This window comes from Aquincola tertiaricarbonis, assembly GCF_023573145.1.
GTDB lineage: Bacteria > Pseudomonadota > Gammaproteobacteria > Burkholderiales > Burkholderiaceae_C > Aquincola > Aquincola tertiaricarbonis_B.
This window is the reverse complement of sequence record NZ_CP097636.1, coordinates 575,420-600,872: the sequence shown is the minus strand read 5'-3', so window position 1 is coordinate 600,872 and position 25,453 is coordinate 575,420. Positions and strand designations below refer to the sequence as shown.

28 protein-coding genes are annotated in these 25,453 nt (G+C 70.0%); 12 read left to right on the top strand and 16 right to left on the bottom strand.

What is annotated here, in order from left to right; genetic code table 11:
- Positions 1-26: 26 nt before the first annotated feature.
- Together MW290_RS16990 and MW290_RS16985 are read right to left on the bottom strand one after the other, a co-directional pair.
- Entirely contained in the window at positions 27-569 is a 543-nt protein-coding gene (locus MW290_RS16990; protein WP_250198891.1) for a GNAT family N-acetyltransferase, read from the bottom strand.
- A complete protein-coding gene (locus tag MW290_RS16985; RefSeq protein ID WP_250198890.1) occupies positions 566-997 on the bottom strand; it encodes a MerR family transcriptional regulator in 432 nt (143 codons plus the stop codon). Before MW290_RS16985 ends, MW290_RS16990 begins: the two co-directional genes overlap by 4 nt.
- A 58-nt stretch (positions 998-1,055) precedes the next feature.
- Between MW290_RS16985 and MW290_RS16980 the strand changes: the two genes are divergently transcribed.
- From MW290_RS16980 to MW290_RS16960, 5 genes are all read left to right on the top strand, one after another.
- Positions 1,056-2,123, top strand: a complete 1,068-nt coding sequence (locus MW290_RS16980) for an MBL fold metallo-hydrolase (protein ID WP_250200034.1) — start codon at positions 1,056-1,058, stop codon at positions 2,121-2,123.
- A gap of 45 nt (positions 2,124-2,168) precedes the next feature.
- Entirely contained in the window at positions 2,169-2,333 is a 165-nt protein-coding gene (locus tag MW290_RS16975) for a VOC family protein (protein WP_250198889.1), read from the top strand.
- A gap of 5 nt (positions 2,334-2,338) precedes the next feature.
- Positions 2,339-2,929 carry a CPBP family intramembrane glutamic endopeptidase gene (locus MW290_RS16970; protein WP_250198888.1) on the top strand — a complete coding sequence of 197 codons (591 nt, stop codon included), beginning with the start codon at positions 2,339-2,341 and terminating at the stop codon, positions 2,927-2,929.
- Between the two features lie 129 nt (positions 2,930-3,058).
- The gene (locus MW290_RS16965; RefSeq protein ID WP_250198887.1) at positions 3,059-3,721 is read left to right on the top strand and encodes a hypothetical protein; all 663 of its coding nucleotides are present in this window, start codon (positions 3,059-3,061) and stop codon (positions 3,719-3,721) included.
- Positions 3,722-3,756: 35 nt separating this feature from the next.
- Positions 3,757-4,149, top strand: coding sequence for a VOC family protein (locus tag MW290_RS16960; RefSeq protein WP_250198886.1), 393 nt, complete (start codon positions 3,757-3,759; stop codon positions 4,147-4,149).
- 27 nt (positions 4,150-4,176) lie between these two features.
- Here the strand turns inward: MW290_RS16960 and MW290_RS16955 are convergent, their stop codons facing one another.
- Positions 4,177-4,761: a metal-independent carbonic anhydrase family protein gene (locus tag MW290_RS16955; RefSeq protein ID WP_250198885.1), complete on the bottom strand. Its 585-nt coding sequence runs from the start codon at positions 4,759-4,761 to the stop codon at positions 4,177-4,179.
- Between the two features lie 166 nt (positions 4,762-4,927).
- On the opposite strand from MW290_RS16955, the gene MW290_RS16950 reads away from it, so the two are divergent.
- The 5 genes from MW290_RS16950 (at position 4,928) to MW290_RS16930 (ending at position 9,726) form a co-directional block, all read left to right on the top strand.
- Positions 4,928-6,559 carry a sensor histidine kinase gene (locus MW290_RS16950; protein WP_250198884.1) on the top strand — a complete coding sequence of 544 codons (1,632 nt, stop codon included), beginning with the start codon at positions 4,928-4,930 and terminating at the stop codon, positions 6,557-6,559.
- Complete coding sequence (locus MW290_RS16945) at positions 6,556-7,272, top strand: response regulator transcription factor (protein ID WP_250198883.1); 717 nt, start codon at positions 6,556-6,558, stop codon at positions 7,270-7,272. The genes MW290_RS16950 and MW290_RS16945 overlap by 4 nt, the downstream gene beginning before the upstream one ends.
- A gap of 68 nt (positions 7,273-7,340) precedes the next feature.
- A complete protein-coding gene (locus MW290_RS16940; protein ID WP_250198882.1) occupies positions 7,341-8,111 on the top strand; it encodes an SGNH/GDSL hydrolase family protein in 771 nt (256 codons plus the stop codon).
- Positions 8,112-8,159: 48 nt separating this feature from the next.
- Positions 8,160-8,717, top strand: a complete 558-nt coding sequence (locus MW290_RS16935; protein ID WP_250198881.1) for a cysteine hydrolase family protein — start codon at positions 8,160-8,162, stop codon at positions 8,715-8,717.
- A 16-nt stretch (positions 8,718-8,733) separates the two neighbouring features.
- Complete coding sequence (locus MW290_RS16930; protein ID WP_250198880.1) at positions 8,734-9,726, top strand: GlxA family transcriptional regulator; 993 nt, start codon at positions 8,734-8,736, stop codon at positions 9,724-9,726.
- Position 9,727: 1 nt separating this feature from the next.
- Here the strand turns inward: MW290_RS16930 and MW290_RS16925 are convergent, their stop codons facing one another.
- From MW290_RS16925 to MW290_RS16900, 6 genes are all read right to left on the bottom strand, one after another.
- Positions 9,728-10,375, bottom strand: coding sequence for an HAD family hydrolase (locus tag MW290_RS16925; RefSeq protein WP_250198879.1), 648 nt, complete (start codon positions 10,373-10,375; stop codon positions 9,728-9,730).
- Positions 10,372-11,973: a glucose-6-phosphate isomerase gene (gene pgi, locus MW290_RS16920; protein WP_250198878.1), complete on the bottom strand. Its 1,602-nt coding sequence runs from the start codon at positions 11,971-11,973 to the stop codon at positions 10,372-10,374. Before pgi ends, MW290_RS16925 begins: the two co-directional genes overlap by 4 nt.
- A complete protein-coding gene (gene tal, locus MW290_RS16915; RefSeq protein ID WP_250198877.1) occupies positions 11,970-12,923 on the bottom strand; it encodes a transaldolase in 954 nt (317 codons plus the stop codon). The genes pgi and tal overlap by 4 nt, the downstream gene beginning before the upstream one ends.
- Before the next feature lie 79 nt (positions 12,924-13,002).
- The gene (locus tag MW290_RS16910; RefSeq protein WP_250198876.1) at positions 13,003-14,055 is read right to left on the bottom strand and encodes an ABC transporter ATP-binding protein; all 1,053 of its coding nucleotides are present in this window, start codon (positions 14,053-14,055) and stop codon (positions 13,003-13,005) included.
- A gap of 12 nt (positions 14,056-14,067) precedes the next feature.
- Positions 14,068-16,260, bottom strand: a complete 2,193-nt coding sequence (locus tag MW290_RS16905) for an ABC transporter permease (protein WP_250198875.1) — start codon at positions 16,258-16,260, stop codon at positions 14,068-14,070.
- Positions 16,261-16,270: 10 nt separating this feature from the next.
- Positions 16,271-17,311 carry an ABC transporter substrate-binding protein gene (locus tag MW290_RS16900; protein ID WP_250198874.1) on the bottom strand — a complete coding sequence of 347 codons (1,041 nt, stop codon included), beginning with the start codon at positions 17,309-17,311 and terminating at the stop codon, positions 16,271-16,273.
- Positions 17,312-17,473: 162 nt separating this feature from the next.
- Between MW290_RS16900 and zwf the strand changes: the two genes are divergently transcribed.
- Positions 17,474-18,943 carry a glucose-6-phosphate dehydrogenase gene (gene zwf / locus MW290_RS16895; RefSeq protein WP_250198873.1) on the top strand — a complete coding sequence of 490 codons (1,470 nt, stop codon included), beginning with the start codon at positions 17,474-17,476 and terminating at the stop codon, positions 18,941-18,943.
- Positions 18,943-19,812: a MurR/RpiR family transcriptional regulator gene (locus MW290_RS16890; protein WP_250198872.1), complete on the top strand. Its 870-nt coding sequence runs from the start codon at positions 18,943-18,945 to the stop codon at positions 19,810-19,812. The genes zwf and MW290_RS16890 overlap by 1 nt, the downstream gene beginning before the upstream one ends.
- 25 nt (positions 19,813-19,837) lie before the next feature.
- Here MW290_RS16890 and MW290_RS16885 read toward each other — a convergent pair whose 3' ends face one another.
- The 7 genes from MW290_RS16885 to MW290_RS16855 form a co-directional block, all read right to left on the bottom strand.
- Complete coding sequence (locus MW290_RS16885; RefSeq protein ID WP_250198871.1) at positions 19,838-20,125, bottom strand: STAS domain-containing protein; 288 nt, start codon at positions 20,123-20,125, stop codon at positions 19,838-19,840.
- Positions 20,126-20,133: 8 nt separating this feature from the next.
- Positions 20,134-20,742, bottom strand: a complete 609-nt coding sequence (locus tag MW290_RS16880; RefSeq protein ID WP_250198870.1) for an MlaC/ttg2D family ABC transporter substrate-binding protein — start codon at positions 20,740-20,742, stop codon at positions 20,134-20,136.
- A gap of 127 nt (positions 20,743-20,869) precedes the next feature.
- A complete protein-coding gene (locus MW290_RS16875) occupies positions 20,870-21,649 on the bottom strand; it encodes an MlaA family lipoprotein (RefSeq protein WP_250198869.1) in 780 nt (259 codons plus the stop codon).
- Positions 21,646-22,143 carry an outer membrane lipid asymmetry maintenance protein MlaD gene (mlaD, locus tag MW290_RS16870; protein ID WP_250198868.1) on the bottom strand — a complete coding sequence of 166 codons (498 nt, stop codon included), beginning with the start codon at positions 22,141-22,143 and terminating at the stop codon, positions 21,646-21,648. The genes MW290_RS16875 and mlaD overlap by 4 nt, the downstream gene beginning before the upstream one ends.
- 27 nt (positions 22,144-22,170) lie before the next feature.
- Complete coding sequence (gene mlaE, locus MW290_RS16865) at positions 22,171-22,953, bottom strand: lipid asymmetry maintenance ABC transporter permease subunit MlaE (protein WP_250198867.1); 783 nt, start codon at positions 22,951-22,953, stop codon at positions 22,171-22,173.
- Entirely contained in the window at positions 22,950-23,750 is an 801-nt protein-coding gene (locus MW290_RS16860) for an ABC transporter ATP-binding protein (protein ID WP_250198866.1), read from the bottom strand. The genes mlaE and MW290_RS16860 overlap by 4 nt, the downstream gene beginning before the upstream one ends.
- 217 nt (positions 23,751-23,967) lie before the next feature.
- Positions 23,968-25,443: a glutamate synthase subunit beta gene (locus tag MW290_RS16855; RefSeq protein WP_250198865.1), complete on the bottom strand. Its 1,476-nt coding sequence runs from the start codon at positions 25,441-25,443 to the stop codon at positions 23,968-23,970.
- Positions 25,444-25,453 lie beyond the last annotated feature (10 nt).

The window sequence follows — 25,453 nt, the reverse complement described above, 5'->3', positions numbered from 1 at the left end:
CAAAGAGGGAGTGGAAGTGAAGGCGGTCAAGGCCGGTAGATGGCGTACTGCACGCGGTCGATCACGCGACCATCCTTGAAGGCGCTGCGCGGCATGTCGGCTTCCTTGATGTAGCCGCACTTGCGGGCCACCGCCTGCGAGCCGGTGTTCCACGCGAAGATGGGCGCGAACAGGCGCGTGATCTCGGGCAGCTCCTGCCACACCCACTCGGTGATCAGGCCCAGCGCCTCGGTGGCGATGCCATGCCGCCAGTGCGGCTGGCCGATCCAGTAGCCCACCTCGGCATTGCAGCGTAGCGGGCCCTGCTGCGGCGCCACGTTGGCACAGCCGATCACTTCGCCGCGCACATCGATGCCCCACACATGGCCGTAGTGCGATTCACGGGCGCCGCCGTCGCACCAGGCGATGGCATCGGCCAGCGTGTAGGGGTGCGGGAAGCCTTCGAACAGGTTGCGCCACACCTCCACGTCGTCGGCATGGCGTTGCAGGCTGGGCGCGTCGGCGGGCGTGAGCTCGCGCAGGGTGCAGCGCTGGCCCACCAGCGTGGGCAGCGGCGTTCCGGGCGTCATGGGGCCTCCTTCTTGGTGCGGGTGCGGCGCGCGTCCGTCAGCATGCGGCGGCAACGGGCCTCATGCTGCCCGATCTCGGTGAGCGTGAGCTGCAGGTCGGCCAGTTTGCGCTCGAGCTGCTGCCGGTGCGATTGCAGCATGGCCAGGAAAGCCTCAAGCTGCTGCGTGGTGTCGGACGGCGATTCATACATGTCCACCAGCTGCTTCACCTCTGACAGGCTGAGCCCCAGGCGCTTGCCTCGCAGCGTGAGCTTGAGGCGCGTGCGGTCGCGGTGGTTGTACACGCGGTTCATGCCGCGGCGCTCCGGCTCCAGCAGGCCCATGTCCTCGTAGAAGCGGATGGCACGCGGCGTGACATCGAACTCCTGCGAAAGCTCGGTGATGCTGAAGGTCTTGCCTTCCTTGGCGGGGCGGGGGGCGGCGGGCATGTCTACACTGACGTTGACGTAAACGTAAATGTACTGCGGCCCGCACCGCACCATGACCATGGCAAACGCCGACGAACTGCAGCTTGTCTATCCCCTTGGCGACACCTTGCCCGCCTCCGGCGGCACGCTGGAGGTGGCGCCGGGCGTGCTGTGGCTGCGCATGCCGCTGCCGTTTGCGCTCGACCACATCAACTTGTGGCTGCTGCGCGACCGGCAGGACGGGCGCGAGGGCTGGACCATCGTCGACTGCGGCATCGACAGCCCCAGCACCCGCGCGGCGTGGGAGCAGGTGTTTGCCACCGCGCTGCAAGGCCTGCCGGTGCTGCGCGTGATCGTCACCCACATGCACCCCGACCACATCGGCCTGGCGCATTGGCTGACCGAGCGCTGGCAATGCCGGATGTGGATCAGCGCCACCGACTTCGGCGTGGCCCAGCTGGCGCGCAACGCCACCGGCCAGGGCGGCGACGAGAACGCCGACTTCCTGGCCGCGCACGGCCTGGCGGATGGCGAGACGCTGGAGCTGATACGCCACCGCAGCGATCATTTCGCGCAGCTGGTGCCGGCCCTGCCCGCCAGCTACCGGCGGCTGCTGGACGGCATGGTGCTGCACATCAACGGCCGGCCGTGGCGCTGCATGGCGGGCTATGGTCATGCGCCCGAGCACATGTCGCTGCACGATGCGCAGGGCGGCCTGCTGATCGCGGGCGACATGGTGCTGCCGCGCATCAGCACCAACGTGGGCGTGCACAGCAGCGAGCCCGAAGGCAACCCGCTGCCGCTGTATCTGGACTCCATCGCCCGCACCGCCGCCGAGCTGCCGGCAGACACGCTGGTACTGCCCTCACACGGCCGGCCCTTCCGCGGCCTGCACACGCGGGTGCAGCAACTGCAACGCCACCACGACGAACGCCTGGCCGAGCTGATGCAGGCCCTGCGCCAGCGCCCCGGCAGCGCCGCCGACATGCTGCCCGTGCTGTTCCGCCGCGAGCTGGACGCCCACCAGACCACCTTCGCGATGGCCGAGTCGCTGGCCCACCTGAACATGCTGTGGCATGGAGGGCGGGTGCAACGCAGCCGCGGCGCTGATGGCGTGTGGCGGTTCACCGTGGCCACCACGGCCTGACGGCGCAGGCAGGACCGGGAAAGATCGGGGGCAGATACTGCGCCCATGCACCCGCTCCACCACCTCTCCTTCGGCGTGGCCGACCTGGCACTGGCCGGCCGCTGCTGCGATGCCGCGCTGGCCAACGGCGGCCGCGACACCTGCCACGCGGCCTTCGTCATCGGCCCGGCCGGCCACGCCATCGAAGCGGTGTGCAAGGCGCCAGGCTGAACAGCGTGGCACCTGCGCCCACGCTGCGCCTGGGCCGGCAGGCCGCCACCTGCGCGCTCTTCTGCGCCTTGGCACTGGCGGTGATGGCCTGGCGTCACCCTCACGACTGGCTGGCCGACACCCGCACCGGATGGGCGCTGCCCGTGCAGCTGGCCCTGGCTGCCGCCGCCACGGCTGCCGCCTGGTGGCTGATCGTGCTGGTGCGCCGCAGTCCGCACTGGCTGCAGCGGGTGTCCGCGCCGTCATCGATGCAAGGCCTCGACCTGTCGGGCTACCGTCCACTGGCCGTCGCGCTGCTGGCCGGCATCGGCGAGGAGCTGCTGTTTCGTGCCGCGCTGCTGCCGGCCCTGGGGCTGCCGGGCTCGTCGGCGCTGTTCGCGCTTGCCCATGTGCGCACCGCGCTGCTGGCCGGCCCTGGCTGGGGCCTGCGCGGCCTGTACATCGCCCAAACACTGCTGGCCGGCCTGGCGTTGGGGCTGGTCTACCTGCACCTGGGCCTGCTCGTGGCCGTGGCCCTGCATGTGCTCATCGACTGGGTGGGCCTGAGTCTGATGGCGGCGCGGTCGAAGGACCTGGGGCCCGCGGGCCGACCTTGATCCAACGCAAACCGGCCGCTTCCACCACCCGCTAAAAGGGCCTCTCACGCCACCGTCCAGGCGAACAGGGCGGCTTCGTTGACGCGTGCAGTTGCGACGCCCCCGGCAGTTCACACCGTCGGAGGCGCCATGGCCGTCCACTTCTGCGCATCGCTGCCCTGCACTGCCCGCCAACGCCTGGGCGACGGCCGGTTGATGGAGCTGCGCCTGGCACCCCTGCCCGCCGCCGAGCTGCAGCAAGGCCTGCGGGCCGAGCTCGCGCAGGGCTGCCGGCGCTGCCCCTTCCACCTGGGATTGCGCGACATGGGCTGCGCCGGCGTCATCCGCCACCCCATCTCGGCCGCGGCCGAGCGCTGGCTGCTTCACCGCCTGCCCCATGACCTCGAAGCACCCGCCGCCCGCCAGTTGATGGCCGGCCTGCAGCAGGCACAAGCCGATGGTCAGATGGTCGACCGCCTGCGGGCGCTGCATCGCCATTACGAGCTGCGCCGGCCGGTGCAAAGGCGCTGGGGCCGCCGCTTCGGTCACCACACCACGGTGACTTCCAGCCAGTTGCTGCAGGTGGCGCTGCATGCGGGCAGCCTGCTGCCGTCGCAAGCCCGGCTGCTGGCCGGCGCGCTGGGCTACCTCGACGACCATCAGCAGCCGCGGGTCGACGCCGGCATGGCCTGCATGCCGCAGGACGATGCCTCGGTGCGCGCCCTCAAGCACTTTCTTTCGATGACCGCCGCCGCCGGCCAGCGCGGCGCTGGCGTGTTCATCAGCCTGGACCCGATGGGGCATGATGTTTGATCTACGCCCGCCAGCCCTGCTGGCCCCACCACACGATGAAACTCGGCTACACCATCCTTTACGTGCCCGACGTGGCCGCCTCGCTGGACTTCTGCGAGCGCGCGTTCGGGCTGCGCCGGCGCTTCCTGCATGAGTCGGGCACCTATGGGGAACTGGACACTGGCGGCACCACGCTGGCCTTTGCCGACCATGCGCTGGGCGAGGCCAACTTCACGGGCGGTCATGTGGCGGCGCACAGTTCGCCGCGGCCGCTGGGCTTCGAGATCGGGCTGGTGACCGACGACGTGGCGGCGGCCCATCAGGCGGCGCTGCAGGCCGGCGCCACCGAGATGGCCGCCCCGAAGACCAAGCCCTGGGGGCAGACCGTCTCCTACGTGCGCTGCCCCGACGGCCTGCTGGTGGAGCTGTGCACGCAGGTTGCGGGCTGAGAGAGCGCGTCAGCGCCCGCTGCAGGTTCAGGGGGCCGCGTACGGCAGCGACGAGTGGTGCACCACGATCCGCAGCTTGCCGCTGTCGTCCTTCAGGAACTGCCAGGTCTTGTCCACCGTCGTGCGCTTGCCTTCGCGGTCGGTGAAGGTGACGTTGCCCATCGTGGTGGCGGTGTTGGCCGCGATCACCATGCCCACGTTGGTCACTTCCACCTTCTGCCAGCCCTTGAGCGCAAAGCCGGTGTCGTTGGGGTAGGCCTTGTCGCCACCCACGAAGTAGGCCAGCGCCCCTTCACGCGTGGTGCGGAAGGTCTGCGGCGCCGTGGTCAGCGTGGGCTTGAACAGCACCGGGCCCATCTGGTAGCCGTAGGCGCCGTCGATCACCTTGCCGGCCAGCGTCTTGGCCGCCTCGCGGCCCTGCGTTTCGTAGGTCTTGCTGATGGCCACCAGCGCCTCGCCCCAGGCCTGCTGCGCGGCCAGCACCTCCTGCTCCTGCACGGTGTTGTTGAGGATGGGCGGCTTGGCGGCGGCCGGCAGCGCCGCCAGCGCCAGGGTCATCCAGGCGGCGGCTTGCCAGCGCAGGTGGCGGGGATGGATGCTGCGGTCGGTCATGGTGTGCTCCAGTCGAGTTGCGATGACGTGATTGCAGCCCGCTGGACTGAACCACCCATGAAGCCCGCATGAGCCTGCACTGAACGCCGCATGAACCTCAGATGACAGCCGGGGACGTTCATCTGGCGTTCATGCGGGCCGCCACGGCGCGGCCGACAATCCCGGCATGTTCCGCCGCCGCCTGACCATCGCCCTGGCCCTGCTGGCCGCCGCCGCCGTGCTCGAAGGCGTGGTGGCCTTGTGGGCGCTGGGCGTGGCCGACCGCCAGGTGCAGCGCGGCCGGGTGCACAGCGACATCCAGCTGGGCTTCGTGGAGATGTCGGCCAGCAAGCAGCGGCTGCGGGCCTGGGTGTCTCAGCGCCAGATGGATGCCGGCGCCGACATCGCCGAGCGTGACCGCCTGCAGGCCGACATGCGCGGCACGCTGCAGCGCCTGAAAGACCTGGCCCAGCGCGCGCAGGTGCTGGACGAGGGCCGCGACGGCAGCCAGGTGGAGCACCTGCAGCGCCAGGATGCGCTGAAGGTGCTGACTGTGACGCTGCAGGACCTGCAGGAGGCCGTGAACCGCGCCGGCCCGCTGATGCCGGGCACCGACGGCCGCGCCGCCTGGGCGGCGGTGTCGGCGCTCTTCGAGGTGTCGCACGGCCGCGACCTGCGCACGCTGCTGCGCGAGAGCATCGAGCGTGAATCGGCCGCCATGGCGCGCGAGCGCGCCGCCGCCGATGCCACGCTGCGCTGGATGCGCGCGCTGTGGCTGGGTGCCGCCGCCACGCTGGCGCTGGGCGCGCTGCTGCTGGGCGCTTACTTCACCCGCGCGCTACGCCAGCCGCTGGACCGCCTGAGCCGCGGCGCCGCCGCGCTGCAGCGGGGCGAGCTGCAGCACCGCATCCATGTGCAGGGCGCTGACGAATTCGCGGCCGTGGCCACCAGCGTCAACAGCATGGCCGCCGAGCTGCAGCAGCACCGCGAGCGCGAAGCCCGCGCCCGCCACGACCTCGAAGCCCTGGTGCATGCACGCACCGCCGAGCTGCAGGCCGCGCTGGAAACCCTGCAGCAGGTGGACGCCCGGCGGCGCCAGCTGTTCGCCGACATCAGCCATGAGCTGCGCACGCCCACCACCGCCATCCGCGGCGAAGCCGAGGTAACGCTGCGCGGCGCCGACAAGCCGCTGGCTGATTACAAGACCGCGCTGCAACGCATCGTGGGCACGTCGCGCGAGCTGGCGCTGGTGATCGACGACCTGCTGACCATGGCGCGCAGCGACATCGATGCGCTGGCGCTGCACCGCGCGCCCACCGACCTGCGCCAGCCGGTGGCCGAGGCCCTGAGCCAGGCCCGCGCGCTGGCTTATGAGCGCGACGTGCGCATCGATGCCCAGCTGCCGCATGAGCCGGCCCCGGTGCTGGGCGATGCCACCCGGCTGCGCCAGCTGGTGGCGCTGCTGCTGGACAACGCGGTGCGCTATTCCCGCTCGGGCGGCGTGGTGCGGCTGACGCTGCAGCCGCAGCCCGCCGACGGCGACGACGAGCCCGACCAATGGCGGCTGGAAGTGGTGGACCACGGCATCGGCATTGCGCCGGCCGAGATCCACCGCGTGTTCGAACGCAATTTCCGCGGCGAAGCCGCCCGCCGCCACCGGGCCGACGGCACCGGCCTGGGCCTGTCCATCGGCGCGGCGCTGGCCCGCGCCCATGGCGGGCAGATCACGCTGCAGTCGCCGCCCGGCCGCGGCACCACCGCCTGCCTGCGGCTACCGGTGCTCAGCCTGCACACGCCCCAGCGCGAACTGACCGAATGAACATCCTGATCGTGGAAGACGATGCCCGCATCTCCGGTTTCCTGGAGCGCGGGCTGCGGGCCGAAGGCCACCGCACCAAGCTGGCCACCACCGGCCCCGAGGCCGTGGCGCTGGCGCAGGACGCGGCGCGCCAGGACGAGGCCGAAGGCACCCGCACCCTGGTGCTGATGGACGTGATGCTGCCCGGCATGAGCGGGCTGGAGGTGTGCCAGACCCTGCGCGCCACCGGCGTGCAGCTGCCCATCCTGATGCTGACCGCGCTGGGCGGCCTGGAAGACCGCGTGGCCGGCCTGCGGCTGGGCGCCGACGACTACCTGGTCAAACCCTTCGAGTTCGAAGAACTGCTGGCCCGCATCGACGCGCTGGCCCGCCGCGCGCGCGACCAGGCGCCGCCGCCGGCCCAGCAACTGGTGGTGGCCGACCTGGTGCTGGACCGCGACACCATGCGCGCCAGCCGCGCCGGCCGGCCGCTGCAGCTCACCGCCCGCGAGCTGGCGCTGCTGGAGCTGCTGATGGCCGCACCCGGGCGGCTCTTCAGCCGCGAGCGCATCCTGGCCAACGTGTGGGGCACGCACGAAGATCCGCTGACCAACGTGGTGGACGTGTACATCCGCCGCCTGCGCAGCAAGATCGACGACGGCCACCCGCAGCCACTGATCCACACCTTGCGCGGCATGGGCTACCGGCTGGAGGCCCTGCCTCCTCAGGCCTGACCCGGGGCAGGCCCGCTACCGCCAGCGGCCGTTTTGCGCGAAGCTGCGGCCCCTGAAAAGGTGCGCCCATGCTGCTGCTCTACAAGACCACCCTTGCGCCCGCCCTGCTGTGGCAGGGCCGCCGGTTGCGCCGCACCGCGCTGCGCCTGCCCGAGCCCGAGGGCGATCGCCGTGGCACGGTGCCCGGCGATGCCGAGCGCGGCGTGGCGCGCATCCTGGTGGTGGGCGATTCATCGGCCGCGGGCGTGGGCGTGGCGCACCAGCAGCAGGCCCTGGCCGAGCCCATCGCGCAGGCGCTGGCGCGGCGCACCGGCTGCGAGGTGCACTGGCAGCTGGCCGCACAGTCGGGCCTGGACACCGTGGGCGCCCGCGCCTACGTGCGCACGCTGCACCTGCACCGGGCCGACGTGATCATCTGCGCGCTGGGCGTGAACGACGTGACCGCGCAGCGCTCGGCCCGGCGCTTCGTGGGCGAGTACCAGGTGCTGCTGCGCGAGTTGCGCCAGCGCACCCGGGCGCGCATCTGCGTGCTGTCGGGTGTGCCGCCGATGCAACTGCTGCCGGCCGCGCCACAGCCGCTGCGCTGGTACCTGGGCCAGTGCGCCCGCCGGCTGGATCAGGCGCTGCAGGACTTCTGCGCCCGCGAGGGGCGGCTGCGCTATCTGCCGCTGGACTGGGCAAAGGGCGCGGAGATGGCGCCCGACGGCTTTCACCCGGGGCCGGCGCAGTACGCCCGCTGGGCCGAGATGAACGCCGAGGCGGTGGCCCGCGCGCTGGTGCTCCCGTCATGTCCGGAAATGACCGCCACCGGTCCATCGGCGACACTGTCAGCCGGCTGAACCGCCGGCACGATGGCAGCCCGTCAACTGAACTGACCGCTGACTGCCATGCACACCGCCCTGCTCCTGATCGACGTCCAGCAATCCTTCCGCCACCGCCCCTACTGGCAGGAGGCACAGGCCCAGCCCTTCCTGGCGGCCACCCACCAACTGCTGCAGGGCGCGATGGCGCGCCGCATTCCCATCGTGCGGGTGTTCCACAGCGATGGACCGGACACGCCCGACAACCCCTTTGCGCTGGTCAGCGGCCATGTGCGTCCGCTGGACGGCCTGGCGCCCTTCGACGCCGCGCTGACGGTGCACAAGCACCGCCACAGCGCGCTGGTGGGCACCGGCCTGCCGGTGTGGCTGCACCAGCAGGGCATCCGCCGGCTGATCGTGGCCGGCATCCGCACCGAGCAGTGCTGCGAGACCACCACCCGCCATGCGTCGGACGAAGGTTGGGAGGTGGACTTCGTCGGCGATGCCTGCCTCACCTTCGACATGACCACGCCGGCCGGCGCACCGATCAGCGCCGCCGCCCTCCGCGAGCGAACCGAGACGGTGTTGGCCGGCCGCTTCGCCACCCTGTGCAGCGTGGACCAAGCGCTGCAGCGCGCGGTGTGATGCCCGCAGGCCGCCCGTGATCGACGTCTGGTTCGTGGTGCTGCCGGGCACGCTGCTGCTGGACCTGGCCGGCCCGGCCGAGGCCTTTCGCATGGCCAACCAGCGGCTGGCGCGGCAGGGCCTGGCGCCGCGCTTCCGGCTGCGCTACGGCGGCGTGGCCGGCACCGCCGATTCGTCGGTGGGCCTGCCGCTGGTGCTGGAACCGCTGCCCGCCACGCTCAGCGGCCCCACCTGGGTGGTGCTGATGGGCCAGCCGAGCGAAGCCCGCATGCTGCAGGCACCCGCCTGGTTCGGCGCCCGCCGCTGGCTGGCCGAGGTGGTGGCGCCGCGCCTGGGCGAGCGCCTGCCCGGCGGCGCCGACGAGGGCCCGACGGCCGGCCTGCTGACCATCTGCGCCGGTGCGCTGCTGGCGGCCGATGCCGGGCTGCTGCGCCCGGGCCAGCGCTGCACCACGCACCATGAGGTGGTGGACCAGCTGCGCCAGCAGGCCCCGGCGGCCGAGGTGGTGGGCAACCGGGTGTTCGTGGACCACGGCCCGGTGGCCTCGAGTGCCGGCATCACCGCCGGCATCGACCTGGCGCTGTACCTGGTGGCGCGCGAATGCGGCGAGGCGGCGGCCAGCGCCATCGCGCGCAACATGGTGGTGTACCTGCGGCGCGGCACCGAAGACCCCGAACTCTCGCCCCTGCTCACCGGCCGCAACCACCTGCATCCGGCGCTGCACCGGGTGCAGGACGCGGTGTGCGAGCAGCCGGGCGCCGCTTGGTCGGCCGAAGCGATGGCCGCGGTGGCCCATGTCACGCCGCGCCACCTGGGCCGGCTGTTCCGCGAGCATGTGGGCAGCTCGCCGCGCGCCTATGTGGAGCAGGTGCGCAGCGCGCTGGCGCACGAGGCCGCGCGCAGCGGCCTGGCCTTGCAGGCGGCCAGCGAGGTGGGCGGTTTCAGCTCACCGCGGCAATGGCGGCGGGCGCGCACCCGGCAGGCGGGCGCGCCAGGCGCCGAGGCTTAGTTCAGCCCAGCAGCCCCAGCTCGTCCAGCCCCTGGTGGATGGCCGCGTGCTGCGTGGCCAACACCGCCTGCCAGCCGCGGGCGCGGGCGGCTTCCACGTTCTTCGGATGGTCGTCGATGAACACCGTGCGCTCGGGCACCAGGCCGAAGCGCTGCTCGGCCAGCGCGAAGATCGCGGCATCGGGCTTGATCAACTGCACCCGGCCCGAGAACAGGCCATCCTCGAAGTCGCGCACGAAGGCGTATTCGCGTTCCAGGTGGTCGGCATACGGCGCCGGCATGTTGGACAGGTAGAACTGCCGCACGCCGCGCTCATGCAGGGCATGCACCAGGCCCACGGTGTCGACCAGCGGCTGCAGTTCATGCGGCACCGCCTCGATGACGGCGAGCGCCTCGGCCTCGGTCAGGCCGGTGCGGCGGGCGATGCGGCCGGCCAGGTCGTCCACTTCCACCGTGCCACGGTCGAACTCGGCCCAGTCGCCGCCGAAGCTCTGGAAGAACTGCTCATGCCAGTGCGCGGCGCTGATGTCGTCCTTCACCCGGCTGGGCAGGCTGGCCGCCAGCAGCACCCGCGGCCGCCAGCGGAACAGCACCGCGCCGAAGTCCCACACCACCGTGTCGACGGCGGTCTTGCCCACTGCAGCACTCATGCGGCGGTCAGCCGCTTCAGCAGCCCGGCGGTGGAGCCGTCCAGGCCCGCGGTGTCGCCGCTGGCCAGGCGCGGCAGCAGGTCGTTGCACAAGGCCTTGCCCAGTTCCACGCCCCACTGGTCGAAGCTGTTGATGCCCCACACCACGCCGCTGGTGAACACGCGGTGCTCATACAGCGCGATCAGCGCGCCCAGCGACTCGGGCGTCAGCCGGTCCAGCACCAGCGTGGTACTGGGCCGGTTGCCCGGGAAGGTGCGGTGGCGCGCCACCGTCTGCGCATCCAGCTCGGCCGAGGCGGTGGGCGCCTTTTCGCCCAGCGCCTGCTCGGTGCTCTTGCCCAGCATCAGCGCCTGGCTTTGCGCCAGGCAGTTGGCCAGCAGCTTGCGGTGCAGGTCGGCATGGGCATGGGTGGGCGTCTTCACCGCGATGAACTCCACCGGAATTACGTCGGTGCCCTGGTGCAACATCTGGAAGTAGGCGTGCTGGCCGTTGGTGCCGGGCTCGCCCCACACCACCGGGCTGGTGCCGAAGGGCAGCGCCTCGCCGGCCAGGTCCACCTGCTTGCCGTTGCTCTCCATCTCCAGCTGCTGCAGGTAGGCGGGCAGGCGCTTCAGGCCCTGGTGGTAAGGCGCCACGCTGCGGCTGCCAAAGCCGTGGAAGTTGCGGTACCAGACGTCCAGCAGGCCCAGCAGCGCCGGCAGGTTGGCCTGCAGCGGCGCGGTGGCAAAGTGCCGGTCCATCGCATGGGCACCGGCCAGCAGCGCGCGGAAGTGCTCCGAGCCGATGGCGATGGCGATCGGCAGGCCGATGGCGCTCCACAGCGAATAGCGGCCGCCCACCCAGTCCCAGAAGCCGAAGGTGTGCTCGATGCCGAACTTGGCAGCAGCCGCGATGTTGGTGGTGGTGGCCACGAAGTGGCGGGCCACGTCGGTGCCGCCGTTGGCCACGAACCAGTCGCGCGCCACCTGCGCATTGGCCATCGTCTCCTGCGTGGTGAAGGTCTTGGAGGCGATGATGAACAGCGTCTCGGACGGCTTGAGCCCCCGCAGCACCGGCGTGATGTCGTGGCCGTCGACGTTGCTCACGAAGTGCATGGTGATGGCCGGGTGCACGAAGGCGTCCAACGCCGGCACCACCATCTGCGGCCCCAGGTCGCTGCCGCCGATGCCGATGTTGACCACGTGGCGGATGCCGCTGCTGGCGGTGTCGCGCACCGTCTCGGCATAGGCCAGCATGCGGTTCAGCACCTCGTGCACCTCGGCGCTGAAGGGGCCCTGCCCGGCCGGCGCGCGCAGCGCGGTGTGCAGCACGGCGCGGCCTTCGGTGGTGTTGATCGGCTCGCCGGCCAGCATCGCGTCGCGCCGGGCTTCCAGGCCGCATTCACGGGCCAGGTCCAGCAGCAGCTGGCGGGTGGCCAGGTCCCAGCGGTTCTTCGACAGGTCGGCAAACACCTGCGGTGCCTGCACCGCAAAGCTGTCGAAGCGACCGGGGTCGCGGGCAAAGGCCTCGCGCAGGTCCAGGTCGCGGCCGTGGGCCTCGAAGTGGCCTTTCAGCGCACCCCAGGCCACGGTGCGGTCGCAGCGGTTGGGCGCGCTCACTTGCGCAGCTCCTCGATCATCTTGTCCAGCTTGATGGCGTCGGCGGCAAAGCCGCGGATGCCTTCGGCGAGTTTTTCGGTGGCCATCGCGTCCTCGTTCAGTGCGTAGCGGAAGTCGGCTTCGTTGTACGTCACTGCGTGCACGCTGGCGCTCTTGGCGGCGGCGGGGTCGAGCCGGCGGGTCACCGGCTCGGTGCCGGCCTGCAGCTGGGCCAGCAAGTCGGGGCTGATGGTCAGCAGGTCGCAGCCGGCCAGGGCATTGATCTGGCCGATATTGCGGAAGCTGGCGCCCATCACTTCGGTCTCGATGCCGAAGTGCTTGTAGTAGGTGTAGATCTGGCTGACCGACTTGACGCCCGGGTCGTTGACGCCGGCCATCGCGGCTTCGTCCCAGCTGGCGCCGGCCTGCTTCTTGTACCAGTCGTAGATGCGGCCGACGAAGGGCGAGATCAGCGTGATGCCGGCCTCGCCGCAGGCCACCGCCTGGCAGAAGGCGAACAGCAGCGTCAGGTTGCAGTGGATGCCTTCATGCTCCAGCGCCTTGGCGGCCTGGATGCCTTCCCAGGTGGCGGCCACCTTGATGAGCACCCGGTCGCGGCCGATGCCGGCACGCTCGTACAGCGCGATGATGCGGCGGCCGCGGGCGATGGTGCAGGCGGTGTCGAAGCTCAGGCGTGCGTCCACCTCGGTGCTGACGCGGCCGGGCACCACCTTGAGGATCTCCTGGCCGAAGCGCACCAGCACCTCGTCCACGATGTCGCCCAGCGGCTGCTGGCGGTGCGCGGCCACGGTTTCGGCCAGCAGCGGCGCGTAGTCGGCCTGCTGCACCGCCTTGAGGATCAGCGAGGGGTTGGTGGTGGCATCGCGCGGGGTGAACTGCGCAAGCTGCTTGAAATTGCCGGTATCGGCAACGACGGTGGTGTATTGCTTGAGTTGGTCGAGCTGGTTCATGGTGCTTCGCTCCCGGCGCGCAGGCGGCGCCCTGCGCCAATTAAAACCCGGACTGTGGCACCCGCCTGCATCAACCGTGTTACGAGGCGGCCACCACCGACACGCCATGCCCCTGCAGCCGCAGCCAGGCGGCATCACCCGGGCGCCAGCCGCGTTCCACCTGCGGCGTCACGACGAAGATGTCGCCCAGCTCGGTGGCCAGCGTCAGCTCCAGCACGCTGCCCAGGTAGGCGCTCTTGCTCACGGTGCCGGCCAGGGTCTGGCCGGGTTCGGCCGGCGCTTCCTGCAGCAGCCAGGCCTCGGGCCGCACCGCCACCCGCACCGGCCCGGCCGCCACCGGGTGGCGCGAAGCAAAGCGCAGCGGGCCCAGGGCCACCGTGCCGTCCAGCCCGGCCTGGGCCGGGAACAGCATCGCCTCGCCCATGAAGCCGGCGACGAACTCGCTGTTGGGCAGCTCATAGAGCGACTGCGGCGTGCCCGCCTGGGCCACCACGCCGCGGTCCATCACGATGATCTGGTCGCTCACGGCCAGCGCCTCGGCCTGGTCGTGGGTGACGTAGGCCACGGTGAGCTTGAGCCGCTGCTGCAGGCTGCGGATCTCCTCGCGCATCGAGCGGCGCAGCCGCGCGTCCAGGTTGGACAGCGGCTCGTCGAACAGCAAAACCGAAGGCTCCAGCACCAGCGCGCGGGCCAGCGCCACCCGCTGCTGCTGCCCGCCTGACAGCGCGCTGGGCAGCCGATCGTCGTAGCCGGTCAGGCCCACGGTCTGCAGCGCGGCCCGGGCGCGTTGCACCCGCTCGGCCGGCGGCACACCGGTGACGCTGAGGCCGTAGGCCACGTTCTCGATCACGCTCATGTGCGGAAAGAGCGCGTAGCTCTGGAACACCATGCTCACGTTGCGTTCGGCCGGGCCCAGGGTGGTGACGTCCTGGCCGTCGATCAGGATCTGGCCGCCGCTGGGCGCTTCCAGGCCCGCGATCATGCGCAGCGTGGTGGTCTTGCCGCACCCCGAAGGGCCAAGGATGGTGGTCAGCGTGCCCTTGGGCACCGTGAAGCTGATGCCCTGCACCACCAGCGGCGTGCCGGGGGCGCCGTAGCGCTTGCTGACGTTGCGGAATTCAATGCCGTTCATGAAAAGGCTCTTTCAGGCGGCGCGGCGGCCGAGCTTGCGCTCGCCCACCAGCGCCTGGATGGCGGCCGTGGCCAGCGACATCAGCACGATGAGCACCGTGCAGTAGGCCAGCGCCACGCCGTAGTCGCCGTTGCCGACGCGGCCGATGATGTAGGTGGTGGCCAGCTCGTTTTCCGCCGTCACCAGGAAGATGACGGCCGACACCGTGGTCATCGAGCGCACGAAGCTGTAGACCAGCGCCGCCACCAGCGCCGGCTTGAGCAGCGGCAGCACCACGCGGCGCAAGGTGGTGAAGGTGCCGGCCCGCAGCACGGCCGAGGCTTCGTCCAGGGAAGGGTCGAGCTGCTTGAAGGCCGCCGTGCCCGCGCGCACGCCCACCGGCAGGTTGCGGAACACGAAGCACAGCACGATGACGAGGCCCGTGCCCGTCAGCTCGAAGGGCGGCACGTTGAAGGCCAGCACGTAGCTCACGCCCAGCACCGTGCCGGGAATGGCAAAGGCCAGCAGCGCGCCGAACTCGAACGCGCCCTGCCCGCGGAACTGCGTGCGCGCCAGCAGCCAGGCGATCAGCAGGCCGATGAAGGCGCACAGCGGCGCCGCCGCCCCGGCCAGCTTGAGCGTGGTGAGCAGCGAGTTCCAAGCGCTGCCGGCCCACACCAGGCCATGCTCGCCCCATTGCAGGTCGAACGCGGTGCGCAGATGCGCCAGCGTGGGCGTGTAGTCACGGCCCCAGGTCTGCACGAAGCCGCCGGCGAACGCGAACAGGTACACCACCAGCGTGAAGGCCAGCCAGGGCAGCGCCAGGCCCATCACGCCGCGGCGCACCGGCGTGGGCAGCGGCATCGCCAGGCCGGCGTCGCCCTTGCCCGACACGGTGGTGTAGCTGGCCTTGCCCAGCACCCGCCGCTGCAGCACGAACACCCCCAGCGCGAACACCGTGAGGATGAGCGCCAGCGACGCGGCGCGGCCCTGGTCGTACTGCGCGCCGACGATGGCGAAGAAGATCTCGGTGGACAGCACCGCGTACTGCCCGCCCACCACGATGGGGTTGCCGAAGTCGGCGATGCTTTCGATGAAGCCCACCAGGAAGGCATTGGCCAGCCCGGGCTTGAGCAGCGGCAGCGTGACCGTGAGGAAGGTGCGGGTGCGGCTGGCGCGCAGCGTCTGCGCCGCCTCTTCCAGCGAAGGCGCGATGCCTTGCACCACACCGCGCACGATCATGAAGGCGATGGGCGTGAAGGCGAACATCTGCGCCAGCCACACGCCGAAGAGGCCGTAGAACCAGCGCGTGGGCTCGATGCCGAAGGCCCATTCCAGGAACTGGTTGGCCAGCCCGGCGCGGCCGAACAGCAGGATCAGCCCCAGCCCGACGACGAAGGGCGGCGTGATGATGGGCAGCAGCGCCAGCACGTTCAACGGCCGGGCCAGCCGACGGCTGCCGCGCTCGGCCAGCAGCGCCAGCGCGGTGCCCATCACCGTGGTGCCGGCGGCGGTGAGCAGCGCCAGCCACAGCGTGTTCCAGGCCACGCCGCAGCGGCCGCCGCCCACCAGGCAGCCCAGGCCCCACACCCGCTCGTTGCCGATGCGCTCGACGATGGCGGTGGCGGACAGCGCGCCGTCTTCGGTGAAGGCCGCGCTGGACAGCGCCCGCAGCACCGGCAGCGCCACGAACAAGGCCAGCAGCGCGGCGCAGAACACCACCGCCGCGGCCACGAACACATCGCCGCGGAAAGCACCCATGCGCGCCAGGCCCGCGCCCAGCAGCACCAGCAGGCTCAGCAGCACCAGCGCGCCGCCCAGCCCGATGCCGTACTGGCCTTGCGGCAGCTCGCCGAAACGGCTGTTCAGCGCCTCGAAGGCCCAGCCGGTGGCGCCGATGGCAAAACCGCTGACCAGCAGGCCCAGCAGACCCAGGCCCGCGCCCGCGGCCAGCAGCCGGCCCTGCGCACGGCCCGCCGGCAGCAGCCCCAGGGCCAGCGACGCCAGCCCCAGGCCCAGCGCGCCCGTGAACAGCCACGGCCGGCCATGGCGCAGGCCTTGCACCAGGCCCGAGGCGGTGTCGGCATCGCCGAACACGCCGGCCATCGACGACAGCAGCGACAGGTTCTGCGACAGGTACCAGGGCAGCAGCGCAAACGCCGCCCAACCCAGCGCGCACCACAGCGCCAGCACGCGCCCCGCGCGTGCGGTGTGAACGTTGACCATCACCGGGGCGTCAGCGCGGCAGCGAGTTCACGTCCTTCTCCCAGCGGGCGATCAGCCGCCGGCGTTCGGCGCTGGCGCCGTACTTCTGGTAGTCGTAGTCGATCAGCTTGATCTTCTTGAAATCAGGCACCCGCGGGTCCACCGGCGTGGCCTTGTTGGACGGCAGCTGGAACTGCTTGGCCGCGGCGCCGAACTGCTGCGCCTGCGGCGTCAGCGCCCATTCGTAGAACTTCTTGGCCGCGGCCAGGTTGCGCGAGCCCTTGATGATGGACATGGAGCCGATCTCGGCGCCCGTGCCTTCGGCGGGCGTCACGGTGTCCACCGGAAAGCCCTGCAGCTTCTCGGCCGGCGCGTCGTGCACGAAGCTGATGGACACGGTGGTTTCGCCCCGCGCCACCGCCTTGATGGGGCCGGTGCCGCTGCGGGTGTACTGGCCGATGTTCTTGTGCAGGCCCTTGAGGTAGTCGAAGGCCTTGTCTTCGCCCATCAGCTGCACCAGCGTGGCGATCATGGTGTAGGCCGTGCCGCTGGAAGCGGGGTTGGCCACCTGGATCTCGCCCTTGTACTCGGGCTTGAGCAGGTCGGCCCAGCTGCGCGGCACCGGCAGCTTCTTCTTGGCGATGAGTTCGGTGTTGTAGCCAAAGCCCAGCGGGCCCGAGTACACGCCCACGGTGCGCCAGCCCGACTGCTGCGCCTGTTGCTGCGCCCACGGGTACAGCTGCGGCAGCGTGGCCGACTTGTATTCCAGCGTCAGGCCCTGTTCCGCCGCCTGCAGGTGCGGATCGCCGGTGCCGCCGAACCACACATCGGTCTTGGGGTTGGCCCGCTCGGCGATCAGCTGGGCCAGCGCTTCGCCGGAGCCCTTTTGCACGATGTTGACCTTGATACCGGTGGACTTGGTGAACACCGTCTGGATCATGTTGCACCACTCGGCCTGCACCGAGCAGATGACGTTGACCTGCCCCTCCTGCGCCTGGGCGGCGCCGGTGGCCACGAAGCTCAGAAGGACGGCAAGGCGGAGAGCGGTACGGCGGTTACGGCGCAATTTCATCAACCTGTCACAAACGCAAAAATGCATCGTATCGGCGTTACGGATGCGATTTCGCCAGGTGCGCCTCCGGACAAACCCCAGTTGGCCGAAGGCAGGGCCGGATTTGACCGGTCCAAGAAACCGCGTCATAGTTCGGCCCGTAACTTAATTACACCTGCGATCATGTCCTTCGATCTCGTGCTGTTTGGCGGTACCGGCGACCTCACCTGGCGCAAGCTGATGCCGGCGCTGTTCCAGGCCTTTCGCCACGGCAAGCTGCCCCCGGGTGGCCGCATCCTGGCAGTGGCGCGCGACGAGCGCAGCGACGACGCCTACCGCGAGTTCATCCGCGACCGCTTCAGCGAAGTGGAAAGCGCCAAGCGCCCCACCGACGCCGAGTTCGACCGCTTCGCGCAGCTGCTGCACTACCGCCGCATGGACCTGTCGCAGCCCGAGCACTACGCGGGCCTGAAGCGCTGGATCGAAGAGCCCACCGCCGAAGAAGGCCGCAGCACGCCGGCCGACACCGTGGTGCTGTTCCTGGCCACCAGCCCGCACCTGTTCACCCAGATCTGCGCGCAGCTGGGCGCCGCCAGGCTCAACGGCCCCAACGTGCGCGTGGTGCTGGAAAAGCCGCTGGGCCACGACCTGGCCAGCGCACAGGAGATCAACCGCGCGGTGGCCGCCTCCTTCACCGAGCAGCAGGCGCTGCGCATCGACCACTACCTGGGCAAGCCTTCGGTGCAGAACCTGTCGGCGCTGCGCTTCGGCAATGCGCTGTTCGAGCCGCTGTGGCGCCGCGAGAGCATCGCCAACATCCAGATCACGCTGGCCGAAGAAATCGGCGTGGGCACCCGCGGCGAGTTCTACAACCAGACCGGCGCGCTGCGCGACATGGTGCAGAACCATGCGCTGCAGCTGCTCACCATGGTGGCGATGGAGCCGCCCGCCAGCAACGACGCCGACGCCATCCGCGACGAGAAGCTGAAGGTGCTGCGCTCGCTCAAGCCCTTCACGCCCGACAGCGTGGCCCGCGACGTGGTGCGCGGCCAGTACCGCAACGGCGTGGTGGGCGGCAAGACGGTGCCCGGCTACCTGGAAGAAAACAAGGTGCCGGCCGGCAGCCGCACCGAGACCTTCGTGGCGCTGCGCACCGAGATCCAGAACTGGCGCTGGGCCGGCGTGCCCTTCTACCTGCGCACCGGCAAGCGGCTGGCCGCGCGTGATGCGCAGATCGTCGTCAACTTCCGCCCGGTGCCGCACCCGATCTTTCCGGGGGCCAACGTGGCCAACAAGCTGGTGATCAAGCTGCAACCCGAAGACGGCCTGGAGCTGCATCTGATGGCGGCCAAGGGTTCGGGCCAGTCGGAGGCGCTGTCGCCGGTGTTCCTCGACCTGGACTTCGACAAGGCCTTTGCCACCGAACGCGTGGGCGGCTATGAACGCCTGCTGCTGGACGCCATCGCCGGCCGGCTGAACCTGTTCGTGCGCAGCGACGAGCAGGAACAGGCCTGGCGCTGGGTGGAGCCGGTGCTCAACGCCTGGGAGGCCGACGACAGCGGCCCGCGCCCCTACGCCCCCGGCAGCTGGGGGCCGCCGGCTTCCAGCGCACTGGTGGCCCGCGACGGCTACGCCTGGGCCGAGGAGCAGTGATGCTGGACCGCATCAAGGCGTCGATTCCTGCATTGCCGCCGGCCGAGCAGCGGGTGGCACGCCTGGTGCTGGCCGACCCCCGCAGCTTCTCCAGCCTGCCCGTCACCGAACTGGCCGAGCGCGCCCATGTGAGCAAGCCGACGGTGGTGCGCTTTTGCCGCAGCGTGGGCTACGACGGCCTGGCCGACTTCAAGCTCAAGCTGGCCGGCACGGTGAATGAAGGCGTGCCCTTCGTGCACCGTGCGGTCGATGAAGACGACAAGGCCGGCGACGTGGTGGTCAAGGTGATCGACAACGCGGTGAGCGCGCTGCTGCATTACCGCAATGCCGCGGCCAGCCACGCCTTCGACCGCGCGATCAGCGCGCTGGCGCAGGCCGGCCGCGAAGGTCGGCGCATCGACTTCTACGGCGTCGGCAACTCGGGCATCGTGGCGCAGGACGCGCAGCACAAGTTCTTCCGCCTGGGGGTGTATGCCACCGCGGTGAGCGACGGCCATGTGCAGGTGATGAGCGCCACCATGCTGCAGCCGGGCGACTGCGCGGTGATCATCAGCAACTCCGGCCGCAGCCGCGACCTGATCGACGTGGCCGAGATCGCCCGCCGCAAGGGCGCCATCACCATCGTGGTAACGGCCAGCGATTCACCACTGGCCCAGCAGACCACCGCCAGCCAGCAGGTGCTGCTGGCAGCCGACCACCCCGAAGACCACGACCGCTACAGCCCGATGGTCTCGCGGCTGCTGCACCTGCTGATCATCGACATCCTGACCACCGGCGTGGCCCTGCGCCTGGGGCCCACGCTGCGACCCATGCTGCAGGAGATCAAGCGCAACCTGCGCGCCAAACGCTACGCGCCGCCGGGGGGGTGAGCCCCCGGCCCGGCAAGGCTGCTGCTCAGCCCGCAGCCACCGCCTCTTCCAGCCCCAACAACTCCGCCACGCCATACAGGCCCGCCAGTTCCACCAGCGGCGCCGGCAGGCCGGTGACGCTGAACTGATGGCCCTGGGCATGCGCGGCGCGGCGGCATTCCAGCAGCACCGCGATCGCCGAGGAGTCGAACGACTGCAGCGGCGAGCCATCGATCTGCAGCGTGCCCGGTGGCTTGCCCTGCAGCGTGGATTCAAGCTGCGACAGCACGCTGCAGGCGTCCGAAAAGGTCAGGCGCGAAGGCAGGGGCAGCATGCCGGTGCTCAGCTCTTGGTGGCCGACTTGTTCAGCTCGGCCAGCTTGCTCAGCAGGCCATCCACGCCGCCTTGCTGCAGGATGGGCGCGAACTGCTTGGTGTAGTTGGGCACCAGCCAGAAGCCGCCCACGTTCACGTCGTAGATCTTCCAGCTGCCGCCGGCGTTTTCCAGGCGGTAGTTCAGCGCCACCGGCTGGCCGATGCCGCGCACTTCGGTCTGCACTTCCACTTCCTTGTCGGTGGCTTCACCGCGGAAGGGCTTGAGCGCCACCGTGGTGGCGGGCTTCACCTCGCGCAGCGCGCCGGCGTAGCTGCGCACCAGCAGGGTCTTGAACTCGGCCTGCAGCTTGGTCTTCTGGTCGGCACTGGCGGCGTTCCAGCGCTGCTCGCCCACGGCGCGCGAGGTCATACGCTCGAAGTTGACGTGCGGCATCACGCGGGTGTCGACCAGCGCATTGATCTTGCCGATGTCGCCGGCCTGGATGGCCTTGTCGGTCTTGACCTGCTCGACGATGTCGGTGGCCAGATCCTTCACGAAGGCGTCGGGCGCCTGCTGCGCGAAGGCCGACACCATGGACACGCTGGTGACGATGGCGGCAATGAACGGCTTATACATGGAGCGGAACCTTTCTCGTTGCCCCAGGTTCAGGCCCGGGGCTTATGGACTGTCAGACCGGCCGCGCCGGCGCAAGTTCGGGCGCAGGCGCTGCCGGTTGTATCAACGTGCGGCGCCAGGCGCCGGTTCACTTGGGTTGCGGCGGGTTACCGTCGTACACCATGCTTTGCCGGCGCTGCACATAGGCGTCACGCAGGAAGCTGTAGCGGTCCAGCGCCACGGTGTCCAGCAGGCCCGAGGCCGTCAGCAGATTGGCGCGGGTGTTGATGGCGTTCAGGGCCGTGAGCTGCCACTTGGTGGCTTCGTGGTCCACGAAGGAGTTGTCCCAGGTCATGTCCAGCGGCAGCGCCGCGGCGTCGCGCACCTGCGAAGGGCCCAGCAGCGGCAGCATCAGGAAGGGCCCCGCAGGCACGCCCCACCAGCCCAGGGTCTGGCCGAAGTCTTCCTGGTGGCGCTCGATGCCGGCGGCGCTGGCGATGTCCAGGAAGCCGCCCAGGCCCAGCACGGTGTTGGTGGTCACCCGCACCGTCATGTCATAGGCCTGCCGCGGCTTGCCCTGCAGCACCAGGTTCACCAGTGACCAGGCGTCGTCGAGGTTGCCGAAGAAGTTGGTCACCCAGCCGCGCACGATCTCGGGCACCACCTTCTGGTAGCCGGTGGCCACCGGCTTGACGACGGTGCGGTCGACCGCGTCGTTGAAGCTGTACACGCCGCGGTTGAAGCCCTCGAACGGGTCGTTCACCTGCGCGGTGGGCGCGTCGGCATCGGCGGTGGTTTCGGGCAGGGTGCCGCTGGGCGCCGCACCGGCGGCCGGGGCGGCCGACTGGGCCAGCGCAGCCAGCGGCGCGGCCAGACTCAGCAGCGCAGCGGCGGCCGTGCGCGCGAGGAGGTGGCGGTCAAAACTCATTTCAGACTCCCGTCGAGGCTGGGGGGCGCTGCGGTGCCGTTGTCGGCGGCCTTGCTGAAGAGCACCTGGCTGATGAGGTCTTCCAGCACCACGGCGGATTGGGTTTCCTTGATCACGCTGCCGGCCACGAGGGTCTTCTCGTTGCCGCCGGGCTCGATGCCCACGTACTGGTCGCCCAGCAGGCCCGAGGTGAGGATCTTGGCCGACGAGTCTTCCGGGAAGTGGACGTTCTCGAACAGCTCCATCGTGACCACGGCCTTGTAGGTCTTGTTGTCCAGCTTGATGCTGGTGACGCGGCCGACCACCACGCCCGCGCTGCGCACCGCAGCGCGCTGCTTCAAGCCGCCGCTGTTGTCGAAGGCGGCGGTGACGGTGTAGGTCTGGCTGCGGCCGAAGCTGGCCAGGTTGGCGGCCTTGAGGGCCAGGAACAGCAGGCCCGCCAGCCCCAGCAGCACGAACAGGCCGACAAGGATTTCAATGCGCTTCTTATTCATGGTGAAACTTGATCCGGTGACGCCGCATCAGGGCGTGGAGAACATCATCGCGGTCAGCACGAAGTCGGTGGCCAGCACGGCCAGCGAGGCGATGACGACGGTGCGGGTGGTGGCAAAGGCGACGCCTTCGGGCGTGGCCTGCGTTTCGTAGCCCTGGTACAGCGCCACGGCGGTGCAGATGATGCCGAAGGCGAAGCTCTTGACGATGCCGTTGCCGACGTCGCGCCACACGTCCACGCTGGCCTGCATCAGGCCCCAGAAGTTGCCGGCGTCCAGCCCGATCAATATCACGCCCACCACGTAGGCGCCCATGATGCCAATGGCCGAGAACAGGGCCGCCAGCAGCGGCATGGACAACACGCCGGCCAGGAAGCGCGGCGCCAGCACGCGGGCGCGCGGGTCCACCGCCATCATTTCCATCGCCGACAGCTGCTCGCCCGCCTTCATCAGGCCGATTTCGGCAGTGAGCGAGGTGCCGGCGCGGCCGGCGAACAGCAGCGCGGTGACCACCGGCCCCAGCTCACGCACCAGCGACAGGTTGACGATCAGGCCCAGCGACTCGGTGGCGCCGTAGGTGGTCAGCGCGTAGTACATCTGCAGCGCCAGCACAAAGCCCACCGCCATGCCCGAGGCCAGGATGATGACCAGCGAGCGGTAGCCGATGGCGTAGATCTGCGAGACCACCAGGCCGAAGCGGCGCAGCGCCGCCGGCGAGAACAGCAGCAGGTCGAGGAAGAAGAAGAACGCATGGCCGAAGCCACGCAGTTGGCGCAGGGTCTGGGCGCCCAGCCAGGCGATGCTGTCGATCACGCGCCGTACTCCTCGGCGATGGGGCGCGCCGGGTAATGGAACTTGACGGGACCGTCGGGCTCACCGCGCACGAACTGCCGCACTTCGGGGTCTCGTGAACTCATCAGCTCGTCGGGCGTGCCCTGGGCCACGATGCGGCCGCCGGGCGCCAGGAGCACGGCGTAGTCGCTGATCTCCATGCACTTGGCCACGTCGTGCGAGACCAGCAGCGAGGTGGCGCCGGTGGCGTCGTTGAGCTTGCGGATGAGGTTGGCGGTGACGCCCATCGACACCAGGTCGAGGCCGGCAAAAGGTTCGTCGTACATGATCAGCGCAGGGTCAAGCGCGATGGAGCGGGCCAGCGCGATGCGGCGCGCCATGCCGCCCGACACCTCGGAAATCTTGAGCTTGGCCGCACCGCGCAGGCCGACGGCATGCAGCTTCATCAGCACGATGTCGCGGATCAGCGGCTCGGACAGGTTGGTGTGCTCGCGCAGCGGGAAAGCGACGTTGTCGTAGACGCTGAGGTCGGTGAACAGCGCGCCGAACTGGAACAGCATGCCCATGCGACGGCGCATCTGCAGCAGCTGCTCCTTGTCGCGGGCATTGACCACCTGGCCGTCGAACAGCACGCGGCCCGAGGTGGCACCGACGAGGCCGCCGATCAGGCGCAGCAGGGTCGTCTTGCCGCAACCCGACCCGCCCAGGATGGCCGTGACGCGGCCCCGCTCGAACCTCAGGCTGATGTCGCTGAGGATCTTGCGGCTCGGGTCATAGCCGAACGTCACATGATCGATCTCGATGAAAGCGTCGGGCATCGGGAAGGCAGCGCGCCTGCGGTGGCCCGCGGCGCGTCTTCGGTGTGCTGGGGAAGCGGGAGAAAAGATTCTCGCACGCAAGGGATTCCCGCTATTGCCACGGCAATTCCCCAGTGTGAAGCCGCGGCACGCCCGACGTGCCGCGGCTGGCTGGCTCGAGGACCTTGGCCCCCAAGCTCGCGGCGCTCGCGCCCCCCAGGGGGCGCGGCGGCTGAACTCAGCGCGGCAGCGTGCTGCTGCCCATCAGGAACTGGTCCACCGCGCGCGCGGCCTGCCGGCCTTCGCGGATGGCCCACACCACCAGCGACTGGCCACGGCGCATGTCGCCGGCCGCGAAGACCTTCTCGACGTTGGTCTTGTAGCCGTCGCGCTCATCGACGCTGGCGCGGGCATTACCGCGGTTGTCCTTGTCGATGCCGAAGGCGTCCAGCACCGGCGACACCGGGCTGACGAAGCCCATGGCCAGCAGCACCAGGTCGGCCTTGAGCGTCTGCTCGCTGCCCGGCACCTCGGTCATCTTGCCGCCCTGCCATTCCAGGCGCACGGTCTTCAGGCCGGTGACCTTGCCCTTCTCGCCGATGAATTCCTTGGTGGCGATCGCGAACTCGCGCTGGCAGCCCTCTTCGTGGCTGGAGCTGGTGCGCAGCTTGATCGGCCAGTACGGCCAGGTCAGCGGGCGGTCTTCCTGCTCGGGCGGCTGGGGCAGCAGCTCGAACTGGGTGACGCTGGCCGCCCCATGGCGGTTGCTGGTGCCCACGCAGTCGCTGCCGGTGTCGCCACCGCCGATCACGATCACGTGCTTGCCGTCGGCGCGCAGCTGGTTCTTGACCTTGTCGCCGGCATTGACCTTGTTCTGCTGCGGCAGGAACTCCATCGCGAAGTGCACGCCGTCCAGGTCGCGGCCGGGCACCGGCAGGTCGCGGCTCTGCTCGGCGCCGCCGGTCAGCAGCACCGCATCGAACTCGGCCTTCAGCTGTTCGGGCGAGACGGTTTGCTTGGCCCAGTTGGTGACCTTGGAGGCATCGCCCATGCCCTTGTCGCCGGCCACCAGCACGCCCAGGCGGAACTTGACGCCTTCGGCCTTCATCTGCTCGACGCGGCGGTCGATGTGCGACTTCTCCATCTTGAAGTCGGGAATGCCGTAGCGCAGCAGGCCGCCGGCCCGGTCGTTCTTCTCGAACACCGTGACCTCATGGCCGGCGCGCGCCAGCTGCTGGGCCGCCGCCAGGCCGGCCGGGCCCGAACCGACGACGGCCACCTTCTTGCCGGTGAGCACCTTGGGCGGCTGCGGCTGCACCCAGCCCTCGGCCCAGGCGCGGTCGGCGATGGCGTGCTCGATGGACTTGATGCCCACCGCATCGTCGTTCACGTTCAGCACGCAGGCGGCCTCGCAGGGTGCGGGGCAGATGCGGCCGGTGAACTCAGGGAAGTTGTTCGTGGTGTGCAGCACCGTGATGGCGTTGTGCCAGTCGTTGCGGTACACCAGGTCGTTGAAGTCCGGAATGATGTTGTTGACCGGACAGCCGCTGTTGCAGAACGGCGTGCCGCAGTCCATGCAGCGTGCGCCCTGCACCTGGGCCTGATCGGCGGTCAGGCCGATCACGAACTCCTTGTAGTGCTTGACCCGCGCCTCGACGGGCGCATAGCCCTCTTCCAGGCGGCCGTATTCCAGAAAGCCGGTGACTTTGCCCATGGCGATTGCT